Consider the following 18,237-nt stretch of genomic DNA (forward strand, 5'->3'; position numbering starts at 1 on the left):
CTCTTCGCGGGCTTGCCCGCTCCCACAGGGGCCGCACAGAATCTGAAACCTGCGCAATACCTGTGGGAGCGGGCAAGCCCGCGAAGAGGCCAGCACAGGCATACGCAGAATATAGAACCCAGCCGCACGAAAGGATTGTTCTTCACACTTTTTCACACTCGCCCTACAGGTATTAACAGCCGCACGGCCAACGGCTGCCGTACCATAGGTGCGGTCATCATCGGAAGATCCGTATGCCTACTACCCTCCCCCCTCGCCTGCGCCCATTGGCGCTCATGGCGTTTCTTAGCCTGTCCCTGGCCGGCTGTGGCGACAGCGGCGAGCAAGACGAAAAAGCGCCTACCCCGCAAGTGCGGGTAGAAACCCTGCAACTGCAGCCACTGGCCATCAGCAGCGAACTCAGCGGCCGCATCCTGGCGCCGCGCACCGCCGAAGTGCGGGCGCGCGTCGCGGGCGTGGTGCTCAAGCGGGTGTACCGCGAAGGCAGTGACGTCAAACAGGGCGATGTGCTGTTCCTGATCGACCCGGCGCCGTTCAAGGCCGACCATGACAGCGCCCGCGCCACCCTGGCCAAGGCCGAGGCCACCTTGTACCAGGCGCGCTTGCAGGAGCAGCGCTACCGCGAACTGGTCGACGACAAGGCTGTCAGCCGCCAGGAATACGACAACGCCAAGGCCAGCTTCCTGCAGGCCGACGCCGAAGTGGCCGCCGCCAAGGCTGCCCTGGAACGCACCCGCCTGAACCTCGGCTACGCCACCGTGACGGCGCCGATTTCCGGCCGTATCGGCCGTGCCCTGGTTACCGAAGGCGCACTGGTCGGCCAGAACGAGACCACGCCGCTGGCGACCATCCAGCAGCTGGACCCGATCCACGCCGACGTTACCCAGTCTACCCGCGAGCTCAACGCCCTGCGCCGCGCCTTGCGCGCAGGCGAATTGCAGCAGGTGGGCGACGGCCAGGCCCGCGCCACGCTGATCCAGGACGACGGCAGCGCCTACCCGCTGCCAGGCAAGCTGCTGTTCTCCGACATCAGTGTCGACCCCACCACCAACCAGATCACCCTGCGCAGCGAGTTCCCCAACCCGGACCTCGACCTGCTGCCCGGCAGCTACGTGCGCGTACGCCTGGAGCAAGCCGTGCAACCCAAAGGCCTGAGCGTGCCGCAGCGCGCCATCCTGCGCGACAGTGCCGGCGTGCCCAAGGTACTGGTGGTCGACCAGCAGGCCCGAGTCAGCGACCGCCAGGTGGTACTGGGCAGCGCCCAGGGCGACCGCTGGGTGGTCAGCGAAGGCCTGGCCCCCGGCGAGCAGGTAGTGGTCGAGGGGCTGCAACACGTCAAGGCCGGTGACCAGGTGCAGGTCGACAACGCATCCGGGGCGCCGCCCATCGCACAGCACACCGGCCAGTGAGGGCCTGATTCATGCCGCAATTCTTCATCGACCGCCCGGTGTTCGCCTGGGTGGTCGCGCTGTTCATCCTGCTGGCCGGTGCGTTGGCCATCCCGCAACTGCCGGTGGCCCAGTACCCCAACGTGGCACCACCGCAGGTAGAAATCTACGCCGTGTACCCGGGCGCCTCGGCGGCGACCATGGACGAAAGCGTGGTGAGCCTGATCGAGCAGGAACTCAACGGCGCCGACAACCTGCTGTACTTCGAGTCGCAGAGCAGCCTGGGCAGCGCCACCATCACCGCCACCTTCGCTCCGGGCACCAACCCGGACCTGGCCCAGGTCGACGTGCAGAACCGCCTGAAGGTGGTGGAGTCGCGCCTGCCGCGCCCGGTCACCCAGCAGGGCCTGCAAGTGGAAAAGGTGTCCACCGGCTTCCTGCTGCTGGGCACACTCACCTCTGAAGACGGCAAGCTCGACGAAACCGCACTGTCGGACATCCTCGCGCGCAACGTGATGAACGAAATCCGCCGCCTCAAGGGCGTCGGCAAGGCCCAGCTGTACGGCTCGGAGCGCGCCATGCGCATCTGGATCGACCCGAGCAAGCTGATCGGCTTCAACCTCACGCCCAACGACGTGGCCGAAGCCATTGCGGCGCAGAACGCCCAGGTCGCCCCTGGCAGCATCGGCGACCTGCCCAGCCGCGACACCCAGGAAATCACCGCCAACGTGGTGGTCAAGGGCCAGTTGAGCACCCCCGAGGAATTCGCCGCCATTGTGCTGCGCGCCAACCTGGATGGCTCCACGGTCACCGTCGGTGATGTCGCCCGGGTCGAGATCGGCGCCCAGGAATACCAGTACGGCACGCGCCTGAATGGCAAACCGGCCACCGCGTTCAGCGTGCAGCTGTCGCCGGGTGCCAACGCCATGGAAACCGCCACCCTGGTGCGGGCAAAAATGCAGGACTTGGCGCGTTACTTCCCGGAAGGTGTCAAGTACGACATCCCTTACGACACCTCGCCGTTCGTCAAGGTGTCGATCGAGCAGGTCATCACCACCCTGTTCGAAGCCATGTTGCTGGTGTTCGCGGTGATGTTCCTGTTCCTGCAGAACCTGCGCTATACCCTGATCCCCACCCTGGTGGTGCCGGTGGCGCTGATGGGCACCTTCGCCGTCATGCTGGCCTTGGGCTTCTCGGTCAACGTGCTGACCCTGTTCGGCATGGTGCTGGCCATCGGCATCCTGGTCGACGATGCCATCGTGGTGGTGGAAAACGTCGAGCGCATCATGGCCGAGGAAGGCCTGCCGCCCAAAGAAGCAACGCGCAAAGCCATGGGCCAGATCAGCGGTGCCATCGTCGGCATCACCCTGGTGCTGGTGGCGGTGTTCCTGCCCATGGCCTTCATGCAAGGCTCGGTGGGGGTGATCTACCAGCAGTTCTCGCTGTCGATGGCGGTGTCGATCCTGTTCTCGGCATTCCTGGCCCTCAGCCTCACCCCGGCGCTTTGCGCCACGTTGCTGAAACCGGTGGCCAAGGGCGAGCACCATGAGCGCAAAGGCTTCTTCGGCTGGTTCAACCGGCGCTTCGAAAGCATGAGCAACGGCTATCAGCGCTGGGTGGTGCAGGCGCTCAAGCGCAGCGGCCGCTACCTGCTGGTGTACGCGGTGCTGCTGGCGGTGCTGGGCTATGGCTTCAGCCAGTTGCCCACGGCATTCTTGCCCACCGAAGACCAGGGCTACACCATCACCGACACCCAGCTGCCGCCGGGGGCCAGCCGCATGCGCACCGAGCAGGTCGCCGCGCAAATCGAGGCACACAACGCTGAAGAGCCCGGCGTGGGCAACACCACCGTGATCCTCGGCTTCAGCTTCTCTGGTAGCGGGCAAAACGCGGCGCTGACCTTCACCACCCTCAAGGACTGGTCCGAGCGCGGTGCCGACGACAGCGCCCAATCGATTGCCGACCGCGCCAGCGCGGCGTTCTCGCAGCTCAAGGACGCCGTGGCGTTTTCGGTGCTGCCACCGCCTATCGACGGCCTGGGCGAGTCGACCGGCTTCGAGTTCCGCCTGCAGGACCGTGGCGGCATGGGCCACGCCGAGCTGATGGCCGCCCGCGACACGCTGCTGGCCAGCGCCGGCAAAAGCAAGGTGCTGACCAACGTGCGCGAAGCCTCGCTGGCCGAAAGCCCGCAGGTGCAACTGGAGATCGACCGCCGCCAGGCCAATGCCCTGGGCGTGTCGTTTGCCGACATCGGCTCGGTACTGGACGTGGCGGTGGGCTCCAGCTACGTCAACGACTTCCCCAACCAGGGCCGCATGCAGCGGGTGGTGGTGCAGGCCGAAGGCGACCAGCGCAGCCAGGTCGAAGACCTGCTGAAAATCCACGTGCGCAACAACAGCGGCAAGATGGTGCCACTGGGCGCATTCGTGCAAGCCAAGTGGGTCAGTGGCCCGGTGCAGTTGACCCGCTACAACGGTTACCCGGCGGTGTCGATTTCCGGTGAGCCGGCAGCCGGCCACAGTTCGGGCGAAGCCATGGCCGAAATCGAACGCCTGGTGGCTCAGCTGCCGCCCGGCGCCGGCCTGGAGTGGACCGGCCTCTCGCTGCAGGAGCGCTTGTCCGGCAGCCAGGCACCGATGCTGATGGCATTGTCGTTGCTGATCGTGTTCCTGTGCCTGGCAGCGCTGTACGAGAGCTGGTCGATCCCGACCGCCGTGTTGCTGGTGGTGCCGCTCGGTATGCTCGGTGCGGTACTGGCCGTGACCCTGCGCGGTATGCCCAACGACGTGTTCTTCAAGGTTGGCCTGATTACCCTGATCGGCCTGTCGGCAAAGAACGCCATCCTGATCATCGAGTTCGCCAAACACCTGGTCGACCAGGGGGTGGACGCCGCAGACGCCGCCGTGCAGGCCGCCCGCCTGCGCCTGCGGCCGATCGTGATGACGTCGCTGGCGTTCATCCTCGGCGTTGTCCCTCTGGCCATCGCCAGCGGCGCCAGCTCGGCCAGCCAGCAGGCCATCGGCACCGGGGTGATCGGCGGCATGCTCAGCGCCACGTTGGCGGTGGTGTTTGTGCCGGTGTTCTTCGTGGTGGTGATGCGCCTCGCGGGCAAGGGCAAGGACAAAGTCGAATCCGCAAGTGAGTCTCTGCCCAGCGGGCATTGAATGGCATGAGCAAGGGGGCCTCGGCCCCCTTTCCGGTCACTTGCGTGGCTAGGCCTTCTGGCCGGGTTACTCGCTGAAATTGACGTTCTCTCTCAAATTTTTGCCGGGGACGAACTTGGCTTTAGTCGCTGCAGCAATCTGCAACTTTTCGCCAGTTTGCGGATTTCGCCCGATCCGCGCTTCTCTTTCCTCGGTTTTGAAGGTCCCAAAGCCCACCAGGGCGACCTCCTTGCGCTCACTGAGTGATGCCTTGATTGCATCGATAAACGCGTCAACCACTTTCTGTGCGGTTGCCTTGTTCAAGTCCGCGCGTTGCGCCACATCAGCTACCAGTTCCGATTTGTTCAAGAGACCTCTCCTCTTTATCGTCCTCGGCATCATCGCGATACCAGGTGTGCACGCTTATTTAAGGGAAGGGTCGCGACCGGCACAACTGGCAAAAATGTCAGGTCTGGGCACATCGGGCCAAGGCCTTCTGGACAACTGTTACAGGCCGTGGGAGGGTTGCCATCTGCCATAGCCTGGAGTTGAAATCATGCCCAAATCCTTGCCTGCCAACTCAGCCCTGATTCTCGCCGGGGGCCGCGGACAGCGCATGGGCGGCCGTGACAAGGGCCTTATCTGCTGGAAAGGCGAGCCACTGATTGCGCACATTCATCGTGTAGTGCGGCCGCTAAGCGATGACCTGGTGATTTCCTGCAACCGTAACCAGGAGGCTTACCGTGCGTACGCAGACCAGCTGGTGGGCGATGCCGAGGCAGACTTTCCCGGGCCGTTGGCGGGGGTGATTGCCGGGCTCAGGGTGGCACGGCATGAGTGGGTGGTGGTGCTGGCTTGCGATGCACCACGGGTTGACCGCGATTTGATCGAGGGCCTGCTGCGGCTGGCGGTGGCCAGTGACAGTGCGGCAATGGTGCGTCAGGGTGGGTATTGGCAGCCGATGTTCAGCGTGCTGCCACGGCGGTTACTGCCAATGCTGGAGCAGGCCTGGGCGGCGGGCGAGCGGAGCTTGCAGAAGGCCTTGCTGCAAGAGGCGGTGCAGGGGCTGGAGTGTGCCGATGATGATCACCGGTTGAGCAACTTCAACAGCCCGGAGTTGCTGCAAGGCTAAGATCCTCTGCTGCCTGTGCCGGCCTCTTCGCGGGTAAACCCGCTCCCACAGGTTCTCCACTGCCCTTCAGACCTTTGATGCCCTTGTGGGAGCGGGTTTACCCGCGAAGAGGCCATTACAGGCAATGCATCACCGGGCAGACAATTCCTCAACACTGATCTCGCGCATCCTGAACTTCTGCACCTTGCCGGTCACTGTCATCGGGAACTCGTCGACAAAGCGGAAGTACCGGGGCACCTTGAAGTGCGCAATCCGCGCCTTCGCCCACTCACGCAGCGCTTCTTCGCTGGTGGTATGCCCCGGGTGCAGCCGCACCCAAGCCACGATCTCTTCGCCGTACTTGCTGCACGGCACGCCAATCACCTGCACATCCGCCACCGCCGGGTGGGTGAAGAAGAACTCTTCCAGCTCGCGCGGGTAAATGTTCTCGCCGCCACGAATGATCATGTCCTTGCTGCGCCCGACGATGCGCACATACCCCTGCTCGTCCATTACCGCCAGGTCGCCGGTGTGCATCCAGCCCTCGGCATCGATGCTTTCGGCCGTGGCCTTGGGGTTGTTCCAGTAACCGAGCATCACGCTGTAGCCACGGGTGCACAGCTCACCGATCTCGCCGCGCGGCACGGTGTTGCCGTCGGCGCCCACCACCTTGTTCTCCAGCCGTGGCTGGGTACGGCCAACACTGGTAACCCGGCGCTCCAGGTCATCGTCGGGCCCGGTCTGCAATGACACCGGGCTGGTCTCGGTCATGCCATAGGCAATCTGCACCTCGGCCATGTGCATTTCGCCGATCACCCGGCGCATCACCTCGATCGGGCAGGTGGCGCCGGCCATGATCCCGGTGCGCAGGCTCGACAGGTCGAACTCGCCGCGTTGCGGGTGATCCAGTTCGGCGATGAACATGGTCGGCACACCGTACAGCGCGGTCGCCTTTTCCTCCGCCACCGCACGCAGTGTGGCCAGCGGGTCGAAGGCATCGTTGGGGTAGATCAGGGTGCTGCCGTGGGTCATGCAGCCAAGGTTGGCCATGACCATGCCGAAACAGTGATACAGCGGCACCGGCACCACCAGCCGGTCGTGCTCGGTGAGGCCCAGGCTTTCGCCGACCATGTAACCGTTGTTGAGGATGTTGCTGTGGCTGAGGGTGGCGCCCTTGGGGAAACCGGTTGTGCCCGAGGTGTACTGGATGTTGATCGGGTCGTCGCAGCGCAGTTGCGCCTGGCGCTCGGCCAGGGCCTCGCGGCTGACAGCCTCGGCACGGTCCTGCAACGCATGCCAGGCCAGAAAGCCCGGTGGCGGCGAGACGGCCAGGCTGACCACGCCGCGCAGTTCGGGGAAGCGCTCGCAGATCAGCGCGCCAGGTTGCCCGCTGGCCAGGCCAGGGACCAGGCTCTGCAGCATGGCGTGGTAATCGGAGGTCTTGAACGCGTCGGCACAGATCACCCAGCGGCAGCCGGACTGGCCAAGGGCGTAATCCAGTTCGCTGGAGCGGTAGGCCGGGTTGATGTTGACCAGGATCGCGCCCACCTTGGCGCTGGCGAACTGGGTGATGCACCACTCGGCGCAGTTGGGCGCCCAGATACCCAGCCGGTCACCGGGTTGCACGCCCAGTGCCATCAGCGCGCGGGCGTGCTGGTCGACGGCCTCGGACAGTTGCTGCCAGGTGTAGCGCAGGGCCTGATGGCGCACAACAAGGGCTTCGCGGTCGGGGAAGCGGGCGACGGTAGCGTCGAAGGCATCGCCGATGCATTGGGTAAGCAGGGCTTTGTCCTGGTTGCCCTGGGAGTAGCTTGGCTGGGGCATGGGTGTTCTCTTGTTGTTCTTGTTCTGTTTGTACCGGCCTCTTCGCGGGCTTGCCCGCTCCCACAAGGACTTCCACAGGATCTGAATACGGCGCAGATCCCTGTGGGAGCGGGCGAGCCCGCGAAGAAGGCAACACAGATCTAGCGGATAAACACCTGCGGCGTAGTGGTGGACATGTCCCCACCCGGCAGCTTGATGTTCTTCACCTTCTCCAGCGTATCCGGGTTGAACACCGCCAGGTCGTTGAAGGTGCCGCCCAGGTACAACTTGTCGCCTTTCTTGTCGAAGGTGACGCAGTAGTAGGTGTGCTCCAGGTTAGCCGCCTTGATCAGCTTGCGCTGCTTGATGTCGTACTTGGCCAGGCGGTTGAGCACGCCGTAGATCTGGTTCGGGTCTTTAGGCGAGCGCAGGCCGGTGAAGTACAGCTCGGTCAGGTCGGCAAACTCCTGGGTGTGGGTCTTGCCGGTCTTCAGGTCGACGCTCAGGTAGCCATACAGCGGCTCGGCGGTGGCCGGGTCCTGCTTGTCGTCCTTGAACCTGGCAATGGTGTACAGCATGGTGAACTCGTGACGCGGGCTCTGGTGCGGCCAGAAGTACAGCACGTCCGGGGCGCTGTAGCCTTTGCGGTTCCAGTTGCGCAGCGGCAAGGCCACCGTGTACTTGCCGGTCTTCACATCCATCTTGTAGATGTCCGGCCCTGCGACAAACAGGCTGCCATCGTCGGCGGCACGCATCAGGTACACCTGGCGCGGCATCGGGAAGGTGCGCACCGGCTTGGCCTGCAGGCCATCGGTGGTGCTGAACACCTCCAGCCGTGGTGGCTTGACCACGTAGTGGTCGTTCAGCATCTGGGTCGGGTTGACCGTGGCGTACACTTCCTTGCCGTCCGGGCTGATGGCGAACGAGTACATCGCCCTGCCCACTTCACCCGCCACGCTCGACAGGTTGGCCCGGAAGGTGTTCTTGCAGGTGTCCAGGTCGATGCCGTAAATGTCGCCGTAATGGTTGTTGAGCACGTAGGCGGTACGGTTGTCCGGCGCCATCATCGCGGTGCCAGGGCCGAACTTGTCGGGCATCTGGCAGCTTTTGTACACCGTGTCACTGGCCACATCGACCACATGCAGGTTGTTCGGGTAGTTGGTCACGATCATGTATTCGTGGCCGGCCTTCAGCGCAGGCCCGGTGTCGTCAGCCTGAGCCAGCCCGGCGCAGGCCGTGGCGGCGATGGTGAGCGCGATTTGCGCGCAGCGTCCAGCTTTCATGCGGTTTCCCCTTGTCGTTCTTGTTGGGCCGGTCACTTGTCTTTCGGGAACACAGTGCCGAGGTTGCGCCAGTCATCCGCCGAGTTGGTCGCCTGGGCGTTCCAGTCCTGATAGGTGCTCATCATGTCCGGCACCTGGGCCGGCCACCAGCAAGGGTCGGAGCAGCCATACAGGTCGGCCTCCATCGGCTGGCACAGCGAGCTCACGCCGCCAAAGGCATCTACTTCCCAACCCGGATCCGTGGTGGCCGTGCAACCGGCCACCGCACTCATGGCCATGACTTCTTCGATGCGGTCTTCGGCAGCGGCCTGCTCAAGGATGCGCGCCTTGTTGTTCAGGGGCTTCAAGTGCTTCATGTCAGTGCGCCTTCCGCGGGGTGATGTAGCGGTCGATGAAGGCCGGGTTGGCGGCCATGATGCGGCTGTAGACTTCGATGCCGAAGTCGACCCAGTCGCGCATCAGTTCGCAGTAGTGGTAGGTCGGGTGTTGCGGGTCGCCGTAGCGGGCGTAGCTTTCGTGGTAGCAGCCGCCGGAGCACAGGTTGCGGATGCGGCAGCTCTCGCAGCCGGTGTTGCTGCGGTCCAGGCGCTGCGACAGGAAGTCGTTGAGCTCCACCTGCTTCACACCCTGGTGCACGTTGCCGAAGGTCGGCAGGCTGGAGCCGGTGAAACGGTGGCACAGGTTCAGCTCGCCTTCATGGTCCACCGCCAGCATTTTCAGCCCGGCACCGCATGGCAGGGCCTTCTTGTGGCCCTCGTGGATGTCGGTGATCAACTGGTGCAGGTTGGAGAACCCGATGTTGCGGTGCTCCAGCGCTGCGTCCAGGTAACGGCGGCCCAGCGCCTTCATGTTGGCGAAGACCTCAACCAGTTCTTCGCCAGTGAGGTTGAAGGCCGACATGTCGCCGGAGGTGACCGGGGCAAAGCCGACTTCGGCAAAGCCCATTTCGTTGAACAGGTGGTTCCAGATGGTCTCGATGTCGGTGATGCCGCGGGTCAAGGTCACCCGCGCCCCCACCGGGCGGCTGTTGTAACGCGACAGCAGCATGTCGGCCTTGCGCCGCACCACGTCATAGGTGCCCTGCCCGCCCACGGTGATGCGGTTGCGGTCGTGCACGGTCTTGGGGCCGTCGATGCTGATCGACAGGCCGAAACGGTGGGCATTGAGCCAGTCGACAATCTCTTCGGTCAGCAACGTGGCATTGGTGGTCATGATGAACTCCACCTGCTTGCCCACCTCGGCGAAACGCCGCTCGCAGTAGGCCACCATGTGCTCGATCAGCGGCCGGTTGGACAACGGCTCGCCGCCGAAGAACACCACGCTGTAGCGTTCTTCGTCGGGCGATTCCGTGAGCAGCATTTCCACCGAGGCTTCGGCGGTGGCGGTGCTCATTTTCTTGCCGGCGGACGGCTTGTCCAGGTCTTCCTTGTAGCAATAGGTGCAGCTGAGGTTGCAACCGGTGTTGACGTTGAGCACCACGGTATTCAGTGCGGTGCGCTCGACCCGCTTGACGCCGATTTCCGGGGTCAGCGGCGAGCCGTCGCTGACCAGCTCCAGCGCGATCAGCTCGCGCAGGGTGTCCTGGATATCGTTGCCGGCAAACTGCTGGCCCAGGCGCTGCATCAGCTCCTCGGCCGAACAGCCTTGCTGGCGCAAGGTGTCGATGATGCCCCCGGTCACCGCGTCGGCGGTGAACAGCGAACTGCTGGGGATATGGAACAGCATGCGGTCGGCGTCTACCTGCACTTCATGCAGGTTGCGTTCGACGAGGTTCAGTAGTGCGCCCATGGCGACCTCCCGGTAATCGATTCGTTGGAAAACCGTTGCACCCTGCCGTTACGGCAGCGGCGGGTTGTTCCAGCGCTGAACGGTGACGATCATGTGCCCTTCGCCGGTCTGGCCACCGTCGGCCAGCGTGGCGATAACCTTCAGGTTGCCGGCGTTGTTGGTCATCATCTTGCGTTCCGGGTTAGGGCCGGCACCGCCTGGCACGAACACGCCATCGGCCTGCATCTGCCCGGCGAACTTGACGTCTTCGTCCTCGACCGCACGCTCATTGAACGGCTCGACCTTCCAGGTGGCCGGCAGGTAGCCGATGCGCAGCGGCTGGCCACTGGCATCCTTGCCCCAGGCTTCGGCCTCGAAGCGGCCCTGCACCTTCGGCACCGAAGCACCGTTTTCGCCGATGCGGGCAATGGAGAACGCCGGCACCACTTTCACTTCCTCGACCTTGTCGTACACCACCAGGTTCACGCCCTTGAGCGCACCCACCGCCACTTCGCGCTGGCCAGGCTTGGCGTCGGCTGCAGCGCGGGCCTTGACCCGTACCAGGGTCGGGGTCTGCTCCAGCACGTCGGTCACTTCTACCCCGGCACCCAGGTCGGGTTTGCCGTCCAGGCCGCTGCCCACCAGGGTAATCTCGCTTTCGCCACCGGCCTTGATGAATGCCGGTTGCACCGCCAGCAGGCGCGCCTTGCCTTCCTTGGCAGCCGTGAAGTCCAGGCCACGCTCGTCGTGTTCGGCCTCGAACATGCGGCCTTTCATTTCGCCATCCAGCGCCGCAAACACCTGGCGCAGGTTGGTGTCGCCAACCTTGACGTTGCCGCGCCATTCATAGCCGTTGTACAGGATCGCCGTGCCGCTGCCGTTGAACGGCGTACCGTCGGCATAGGCGCCCTTGACCTCGACCTTGAAGGTGTCGCCCTCCCCGGCCGAAACGCTCATCACACCGCGCACGTCACCCTTGGCCAGCATGTGGCCGCTGAACGCCCACTGCCCCGGCAGCACGTCAGCTTTTGGTTTTGCCTGCTGCCATTCAGCCCAGGCCGGGTTGTCCAGCGGGTAGCGCTTGGCAAGTTCCGGCACCACCTGTTGCAGGGCAATCGGCAACCAGTCGCGGTCCCGCGCCTGGGCCTGGTATTCGAGGGACGGCCACTGGCCGAGGTGGAAGTTGACCAGGTGCTCCCACTCCTTGGCCGGGCGGCGCTGCAAGGCGACGCGAGCACCGGAGTGGCAACGGCCACAGGTTTCGCTGAGCTGGGTGTCGAAATGCTCGACCGTGTTCAGCCGGCGCTCCATGGCGTAGCGCACGCCATCGGTTTCGCTGGGCGCCAGGCCCTGCTTGTCGGCCAGGTACTTGACCAGCGTGCGACGGTCGTCGTCGCTGATCTGCAGGCCGTGCATCACCTGCATGCGGGCGATGCTCATCAGCCAGCCTTCCGGGGTTTTACGCTGGTGGCTGATGCGGCTGTAGGTATCGGTGCCTTCGGGGATATGGCACCCCATGCACTTGTTCTGCAACAGGCTCGGGCCCTGCTCGGCCGCCATGGCCTGGGTGCTCAGCAGCGCGGCGGCGACCAGCGCCAGTTTGCCCGCATGCCGCCGGAGTCGAGTCGTCTTCAAGGTCAGACCTCCACGGTTGTTGTTCTTATCGTTTTTCGCACGCTTTGGTACAGCAGGTGTGCATGTGACAGTTGTGATACAGGAACTGTGCCAGTTGACGTAAAAGTGTTGCCATTCAACCTTTTAGGGGGTTTCCGGGGCTTGGCCAGCAGCCAGGATGGCCACTTGCAGCGTGCCATTTCGCGACTGGGTGTTTCATCCTGAGACAAGGGCCTGCCATGCAGGCCTTCGCGGGCTTGCCCGCTCCCACAGGAATTCTCCCGGCATCAAGTCTGTGCGTTACCTGTGGGAGCGGGCGTGCCCGCGAAGAGGCCGCTACTGCCACTGTTGCACCACCGTCTCACACCGTCTCAATGTGCAACAGCGCACGTCTGCAATCACAACCTTGCACCCAGGCAAAACCTAACGCCTTCAAAGCCTTGCGGCCATCTGCCCACTTTGGCACGCCCATTGCGCCTGTCCCTGTCACACCCAATGACAAGAGGCACAGCCCCATGCTTTCCGAACTGCCCATCCTGCCCGCCACCCGCGCCTTTCTCGAACGCAAGCTGAAGATGCGCATCGGCGCCGACTGGCAGGACGCCACCAGCGGTCGCACCCTGTCGTTCCGCAACCCGGCCACGGGCGAAGTGCTGGGCGAGGTGCCCGCCGCCGACGCCGAGGATGTCGACCGCGCCGTGCGCGCCGCACGCCAGGCCTTCGACGATTCGCCGTGGAGCCGCCTGCGCCCGCGCGAACGGCAAAACCTGCTGTGGCGCCTGGCCGACCTGATGGAGCGTGACGCCCGCCAGCTGGCCGAGCTGGAATGCCTGAACAACGGCAAGAGCGCCGCCGTGGCCCAGGTGATGGACGTGCAACTGGCCATCGACTTCCTGCGCTACATGGCGGGCTGGGCCACCAAGATCGAGGGTAGCACCGTCGAAGCCTCCATGCCGTTGATGCCCAACGACCAGTTCCACGGCTTTGTGCGCCGTGAGGCCATCGGCGTGGTCGGCGCCATCGTCGCCTGGAACTTCCCGCTGCTGCTGGCCTGCTGGAAGCTCGGCCCGGCCCTGGCCACCGGCTGCACCATCGTGCTCAAGCCCGCCGATGAAACCCCGCTGAGCGTGCTGAAGCTGGCTGAACTGGTAGACGAAGCCGGCTACCCGGCAGGTGTGTTCAACGTGGTCACCGGCACCGGCCTGAATGCCGGCGCCGCGCTCAGCCGCCACCCCGGCGTCGACAAGCTGACCTTCACCGGCTCCACCGAAGTGGGCAAGCTGATCGGCAAGGCGGCCATGGACAACATGACCCGCGTCACCCTGGAGCTGGGCGGCAAATCGCCGACCATCGTCATGCCCGACGCCAACCTGCAGGAAGCCGCTGCCGGCGCCGCCACGGCGATCTTCTTCAATCAGGGCCAGGTGTGCTGCGCAGGCTCGCGGCTGTACGTACACCGCAAGCACTTCGACAACGTGGTGGCCGACATCGCCAGCATCGCCAACGGCATGAAACTGGGTAACGGGCTGGACCCGGCCGTGCAGATGGGCCCGTTGATTTCGGCCAAGCAGCAGGACCGCGTCACCGGCTATATCGAGCTTGGCCGCGAACTGGGTGCGACCATCGCCTGCGGCGGCGAAGGCTTTGGGCCGGGTTACTTCGTCAAGCCGACGGTGATCGTCGATGTCGACCAGCGCCACCGCCTGGTGCAGGAAGAAATCTTCGGGCCGGTGCTGGTGGCGATGCCGTTCGATGACCTGGACGAAGTAATCGGCATGGCCAACGACAACCCCTATGGCCTGGGCGCGAGCATCTGGTCCAACGACCTGGCCGCCGTGCACCGGATGATCCCGCGTATCAAGTCGGGGTCGGTGTGGGTCAACTGCCACAGCGCGCTGGACCCGGCGCTGCCGTTTGGTGGCTACAAGATGTCTGGCGTTGGCCGCGAGATGGGCGCTGCTGCCATCGAGCACTACACCGAGCTCAAGTCGGTGCTGATCAAGCTCTGATCATTTACCTGCACCGGCCTCTTCGCGGGCTCGCCCGCTCCCACAGATATTGCACTCCTCTGACGACCTGAGGAAAACCTGTGGGAGCGGGCAAGCCCGCGAAGAGGCCGGCCCAGGCAACTCAAAAACAACAATTAAAAAAACCATGGAGCACCCCATGAGGCACACACTCGCCTGCACTTTGGCCCTGCTGCTCGCCGCACCCGCCAGCCAGGCCTTTGAGCTGTACAACCAGAACGGCACCACTCTCAACGCCGACCTCGAAGCCCTGTTCGGTGTCTTCCACAGCGACGAAAGCTTCAACCAGGCCGGCAACCGCCAACCCGGCAGCACCGCCTGGCAGGAGGGTTACGTCAAATACGGCCTCAGCGCCAGCCAGGTCCTGGCCGACAGCGGCGCCCTCTACGGCGCCTTCAACCTGCTCAGCTCCGCCACCTGGGGCGATGGCGACGCCGCCGGCCTGACCCTGGGCGATGAGCGCCGCACCGCCATCGAAGATTTGTACCTGGGCTGGCGCTCAGCCAACCTGTTCCCGGCGCTGGGCGAAGACGGCGTGGATATTTCCGGCGGCCGCCAGGTGGTGACGCTGGGTGACGGCTTCCTGATCCAGGGCGACCCGGTGAACCTGGGCAAGGTCGACCTGGGCGCCAATTTCGACCGCGGCGGCGCCTACTACCTGGCTGCCCGCAAGGCCTTCGACCGCACCGCCGTGCTGCGCCTGGGCGGCAAACAGGGCTGGCGCGGCGACCTGATGTGGTTGAAGTCCGACAACCACTACCAGGCCGACACCTCGCTGGCGGTGGCCAACCTGGAACACGTTGCCGACGCCGGTACCGTTGGCCTCAGCTGGATCCGCGGCCTGGACGTGGACCAGCGCTACGCGCAGATCATGGGCCTGGAGCACCGCGACGGCATGGACACCGCCAGCCTGCGCGGGCGCGGCAACCTGGGCGTGAAAGACCTCGAGCTGGCTGCCGAGTACGTGACCCAGGACAAGACCGGCGGGCGCGAAAATGCCTGGTACCTGGAGGGCAACTGGACCTTCTCCGAACTGCCCTGGTCACCCACTGCCACCTACCGCTACAGCCGCTTCTCCGAAGGCTTCGACCCACTGTTCTACGGCCTGAGCCGAGGCTACGGCACCTGGTTCCAGGGTGAAGTGGCCGCCAACTATGCCGGGCCGTTCAACAAGAACAGCCAGGTGCACCACGTAGCGCTCAAAGGCAAACCACGGGACAACCTGACCGTCGGCGCGCTGTACTTCGACTTCGATACGCTGGAAACCGACCAGGGCAACCTCGGCGGGCGCGAGCTGGACCTGTATGTGGAGTGGATGGTCAACGATCACCTGCTGATCAGCCCGCTGGTGGGCTTCTACAAGCCTGACCGCAGTGCGGCCAATGGCGGCACGCAGATGGGTAGCCGTGACACCGGCACCTATATGCAGTTGGTGGTCGGGACCTTTTTCTGACCTGCAACCACGGGGCGCAGCGCGCCCCTTCTGCACCACCGGGCTTGATCAAATTTGATCATCAAGCCTGCCGGCCTGCATGAATTCCCACCACCTCAACCCGCCAAAACTCCCGTAAATCAGGCCTTTCAGGGCTTGGCACAGGCTGTGCAGAAAGCATCCTCGCGAGCCAACGCTCGACCATAAAAACAAAACAACGAGGCCTGTTCATGAACTCCACCCTGAAACCAAGCATTGTCCAACTGCCGCCTGAACCCCATGCCGCCATCGTCGACCGCTATGCCCTGCATGGCGGGCACATCGGCACCGGCGAAGATGAATCGCCCTGGGTGCCGTTCGGCGATTGCGCCGCCATACGCCACCTCAGCTTCGATGTGCGAACCGGCAGCGTGTGCAACATCCTCTGGGTCAAGGGCGGCGGGCGCATCGGCACCCACCGGCACCGCGCAGCGGTATCGGCAGTGACGCTGGAGGGCAGCTGGGGGTATTACGAGTACGACTGGGTATCGCGGCCCGGCAGCTTTGTCTACGAAACCCCAGGCACCGCCCACACCCTGTATTCCGATGACCCGCAAGGCATGAAGGCACTGTTCTGGATTCACGGGCCCATCGAGTTTTTCGACGAGCACGGCCAGCACACCGAAACCACCGACGTGTTCTGGTTCATCAACCATTACGTGAGCCATTGCGAAAAACACGGGCTGCCGATCAACCAGGCGTTGTTCCTGTGAGCGGGTGCAGCAGTCAACGGACAGGGAGGTGCGGATGAAATACTGGGAACGTTTTGCCGTCGAAGGCTTGACCTGTGTGGTCACCGGCGCCGCCAGCGGCATTGGCCTGGCGTATGCCGAAGTGATGGCCGAAGCCGGGGCACAGGTCACCCTGCTGGACCTGGACGCCGAACGCCTGCAGGAGCAGGTAGCGCGCTTGACCGCGCTGGGTTTCGCTGTGCACGGCGAAGTGGTGGACGCCACCGATCGCCAGGCGATGTATGCCTGTTTCGAACGCATCGGCGAGCGCCATGGCCGGCTGGATGTGGTGTTCGCCAACGCCGGCATCGACGCCGGCCCCGGCTTTCTGGACAGCGAGGGCCAGCGCTGCGCTGAAGGCGCTCTGGAGACGCTGGACGAAGCGCACTGGGACAAGGTGCTGGCAACCAACCTCACCTCGGTGTTCACCACCTTGCGCGCTGCGGTGCGCTTGATGAAACCGCGTGGCCAGGGCCGCATCATCGTCACCACCTCCAATGCCGCGATCATCAATGAAGCCATCGTCGGCACGCCCTACATGCCTGCCAAGGCTGGCGCTGCGTCACTGGTGCGGCAGGCCGCGATGGAGCTGGCCCGCTACGGCATCAACGTCAACGCAATCGCGCCTGGCCCGTTCGTGACCAACATCGCCGGGGGCCGCTTGCGCAACCCGGCCGACCGCGCGGCGTTCGCCCAACGGGTGCCGCAACACCGGATCGCCTCCACCGAAGAAATCAAGGGCCTGGCCTTGTTCCTGGCCTCTTCCGCCTCGGATTACGTCACGGGCGCGCAGATCGTCATCGACGGCGGGCAGATGCTCGGCCGGGTGGACTGAGGAGGCGATGATGCAAGCGATTCTGTTCAAGGGGCTGAACCAGCCCCTGCAATTGGGCACGGTTGCGATGCCGGTGCCCGCTGCCGACGAAGTGCTGATAGAGGTGTGCCGTTGCGGCATCTGCGGCAGTGACCTGCACATGACCCAGGACCCTGCTTTCGATATCGCCCCAGGCAGCGTGCTGGGCCATGAGTACAGCGGGCGTGTGGTTGAGTGTGGCAAGCAGGTCGACAACCTGAAAGTCGGTGATGCCGTGGCCGTGGCGCCATTGCGCGGTTGCGGGCAGTGCAGCAGTTGCCTGCGCGGTGAGCCCGCCTGGTGCGCGGCGTTCAGCTTGCAGGGGGGCGGTTTTGCACAGTGGGCAACTGCCAAGGGCCACCAGTGCCGGGTCATTCCCAGCAGTGTCGGTCTCAAGGACAGCGCCCTGGCCGAGCCCCTTGCCGTGGCCTTGCACGGGGTAATGCGCGCAGGGCTCAAGCCTGGCGCGAAGGTACTGGTTCTGGGCGCAGGGGCAATCGGCCTGGCGGTGGCCTACTGGGCCAGACGCCTGGGCGCAGCTGCGGTCGCCATCACCGACCTGGGTGACTGGCAGCGCGAGCGCGCCTTGCACCTTGGGGCGACGCACTTTCTGGTGGACGACGGCGCACTGCCTGCGCGTGTGGCGCAAAGCCTGGGCGGCGCAGCCGATATCGTGTTCGAGTGCGTCGGGCGCCCAGGCCTGATTGCCCAGGCCATCGACCATGTGCGCCCACGGGGTACGGTGGTGGTGCTTGGGCTGTGCACGGTCGCGGACAGGTTCATGCCGTTCCATGCAGTGTCCAAGGAGGTGAACCTGATCATGTCGGCGTTTTTCAACATGGACGAGTTCTGCGCCGCTGTAGATGTGCTGGCCGGCCCGGATGCCGCCCCGCTGACGATGGTCAGCGAAACCGTGTCGCTGGCCGAGATGCCCCAGGCATTCGAAGCCCTGCGCCAACGCCAGCATCAATGCAAGGTCATGGTAGCGCCCCAGCAGGCCTGATCACTTCAATTGCCACCGGTAAAAACCTCCCGCTTCGGCGGGA

The 18,237-nt window shown here is 64.5% G+C and carries 14 protein-coding genes; 8 read left to right on the forward strand and 6 right to left on the reverse strand.

The window, feature by feature from the left end; translation table 11 throughout:
• The first annotated feature begins 233 nt into the window (after positions 1–233).
• Entirely contained in the window at positions 234–1,409 is a 1,176-nt protein-coding gene (locus AK81_RS05905; protein ID WP_043197447.1) for an efflux RND transporter periplasmic adaptor subunit, read from the forward strand.
• Positions 1,410–1,420: 11 nt separating this feature from the next.
• A complete protein-coding gene (locus AK81_RS05910; protein WP_043197448.1) occupies positions 1,421–4,552 on the forward strand; it encodes an efflux RND transporter permease subunit in 3,132 nt (1,043 codons plus the stop codon).
• A gap of 66 nt (positions 4,553–4,618) precedes the next feature.
• Here AK81_RS05910 and AK81_RS05915 read toward each other — a convergent pair whose 3' ends face one another.
• Positions 4,619–4,933: an HU family DNA-binding protein gene (locus AK81_RS05915; RefSeq protein WP_081042020.1), complete on the reverse strand. Its 315-nt coding sequence runs from the start codon at positions 4,931–4,933 to the stop codon at positions 4,619–4,621.
• A 154-nt stretch (positions 4,934–5,087) separates the two neighbouring features.
• On the opposite strand from AK81_RS05915, the gene mobA reads away from it, so the two are divergent.
• Positions 5,088–5,663 carry a molybdenum cofactor guanylyltransferase MobA gene (gene mobA / locus AK81_RS05920; RefSeq protein WP_043197450.1) on the forward strand — a complete coding sequence of 192 codons (576 nt, stop codon included), beginning with the start codon at positions 5,088–5,090 and terminating at the stop codon, positions 5,661–5,663.
• Between the two features lie 129 nt (positions 5,664–5,792).
• Here mobA and AK81_RS05925 read toward each other — a convergent pair whose 3' ends face one another.
• The 5 genes from AK81_RS05925 to peaA all read right to left on the reverse strand — a co-directional run bounded on the left by AK81_RS05925 (position 5,793) and on the right by peaA (position 12,130).
• On the reverse strand, positions 5,793–7,466 hold the full coding sequence (locus AK81_RS05925; RefSeq protein ID WP_043197451.1) for a fatty acid CoA ligase family protein: 1,674 nt from the start codon (positions 7,464–7,466) through the stop codon (positions 5,793–5,795).
• 140 nt (positions 7,467–7,606) lie between these two features.
• Positions 7,607–8,728 carry a quinohemoprotein amine dehydrogenase subunit beta gene (peaD, locus tag AK81_RS05930; protein WP_043197454.1) on the reverse strand — a complete coding sequence of 374 codons (1,122 nt, stop codon included), beginning with the start codon at positions 8,726–8,728 and terminating at the stop codon, positions 7,607–7,609.
• A gap of 32 nt (positions 8,729–8,760) precedes the next feature.
• Complete coding sequence (gene qhpC, locus AK81_RS05935; RefSeq protein WP_016499473.1) at positions 8,761–9,084, reverse strand: quinohemoprotein amine dehydrogenase subunit gamma; 324 nt, start codon at positions 9,082–9,084, stop codon at positions 8,761–8,763.
• Between the two features lies 1 nt (position 9,085).
• Entirely contained in the window at positions 9,086–10,516 is a 1,431-nt protein-coding gene (gene peaB, locus AK81_RS05940; RefSeq protein WP_043197456.1) for a quinohemoprotein amine dehydrogenase maturation protein, read from the reverse strand.
• Positions 10,517–10,564: 48 nt separating this feature from the next.
• The gene (gene peaA / locus AK81_RS05945; protein ID WP_043197459.1) at positions 10,565–12,130 is read right to left on the reverse strand and encodes a quinohemoprotein amine dehydrogenase subunit alpha; all 1,566 of its coding nucleotides are present in this window, start codon (positions 12,128–12,130) and stop codon (positions 10,565–10,567) included.
• 494 nt (positions 12,131–12,624) lie between these two features.
• Here peaA and AK81_RS05950 point away from each other — a divergent pair, with 494 nt between their 5' ends.
• From AK81_RS05950 to AK81_RS05970, 5 genes are all read left to right on the forward strand, one after another.
• Positions 12,625–14,118 carry an aldehyde dehydrogenase family protein gene (locus AK81_RS05950; protein ID WP_043197460.1) on the forward strand — a complete coding sequence of 498 codons (1,494 nt, stop codon included), beginning with the start codon at positions 12,625–12,627 and terminating at the stop codon, positions 14,116–14,118.
• Positions 14,119–14,275: 157 nt separating this feature from the next.
• A complete protein-coding gene (locus AK81_RS05955) occupies positions 14,276–15,589 on the forward strand; it encodes a hypothetical protein (RefSeq protein WP_043197461.1) in 1,314 nt (437 codons plus the stop codon).
• A gap of 209 nt (positions 15,590–15,798) precedes the next feature.
• Complete coding sequence (locus tag AK81_RS05960) at positions 15,799–16,320, forward strand: 2,4'-dihydroxyacetophenone dioxygenase family protein (protein ID WP_081042021.1); 522 nt, start codon at positions 15,799–15,801, stop codon at positions 16,318–16,320.
• A gap of 34 nt (positions 16,321–16,354) precedes the next feature.
• On the forward strand, positions 16,355–17,173 hold the full coding sequence (locus AK81_RS05965; RefSeq protein WP_043197463.1) for an SDR family NAD(P)-dependent oxidoreductase: 819 nt from the start codon (positions 16,355–16,357) through the stop codon (positions 17,171–17,173).
• Positions 17,174–17,183: 10 nt separating this feature from the next.
• Positions 17,184–18,194: a zinc-dependent alcohol dehydrogenase gene (locus AK81_RS05970; protein WP_043197466.1), complete on the forward strand. Its 1,011-nt coding sequence runs from the start codon at positions 17,184–17,186 to the stop codon at positions 18,192–18,194.
• Positions 18,195–18,237 lie beyond the last annotated feature (43 nt).

Source organism: Pseudomonas putida W15Oct28, from assembly GCF_000708715.2.
Lineage (GTDB): Bacteria > Pseudomonadota > Gammaproteobacteria > Pseudomonadales > Pseudomonadaceae > Aquipseudomonas > Aquipseudomonas putida_R.

Coding starts and splice junctions, on each gene's coding strand:
- AK81_RS05905 (WP_043197447.1), top strand. CDS start 234: ATGCCTACTACCCTCCCCCCTCGCCTGCGCCCATTGGCGCTCATGGCG.
- AK81_RS05910 (WP_043197448.1), top strand. CDS start 1,421: ATGCCGCAATTCTTCATCGACCGCCCGGTGTTCGCCTGGGTGGTCGCG.
- AK81_RS05915 (WP_081042020.1), bottom strand. CDS start 4,933: ATGATGCCGAGGACGATAAAGAGGAGAGGTCTCTTGAACAAATCGGAA.
- mobA (WP_043197450.1), top strand. CDS start 5,088: ATGCCCAAATCCTTGCCTGCCAACTCAGCCCTGATTCTCGCCGGGGGC.
- AK81_RS05925 (WP_043197451.1), bottom strand. CDS start 7,466: ATGCCCCAGCCAAGCTACTCCCAGGGCAACCAGGACAAAGCCCTGCTT.
- peaD (WP_043197454.1), bottom strand. CDS start 8,728: ATGAAAGCTGGACGCTGCGCGCAAATCGCGCTCACCATCGCCGCCACG.
- qhpC (WP_016499473.1), bottom strand. CDS start 9,084: ATGAAGCACTTGAAGCCCCTGAACAACAAGGCGCGCATCCTTGAGCAG.
- peaB (WP_043197456.1), bottom strand. CDS start 10,516: ATGGGCGCACTACTGAACCTCGTCGAACGCAACCTGCATGAAGTGCAG.
- AK81_RS05950 (WP_043197460.1), top strand. CDS start 12,625: ATGCTTTCCGAACTGCCCATCCTGCCCGCCACCCGCGCCTTTCTCGAA.
- AK81_RS05955 (WP_043197461.1), top strand. CDS start 14,276: ATGAGGCACACACTCGCCTGCACTTTGGCCCTGCTGCTCGCCGCACCC.
- AK81_RS05960 (WP_081042021.1), top strand. CDS start 15,799: ATGAACTCCACCCTGAAACCAAGCATTGTCCAACTGCCGCCTGAACCC.
- AK81_RS05965 (WP_043197463.1), top strand. CDS start 16,355: ATGAAATACTGGGAACGTTTTGCCGTCGAAGGCTTGACCTGTGTGGTC.
- AK81_RS05970 (WP_043197466.1), top strand. CDS start 17,184: ATGCAAGCGATTCTGTTCAAGGGGCTGAACCAGCCCCTGCAATTGGGC.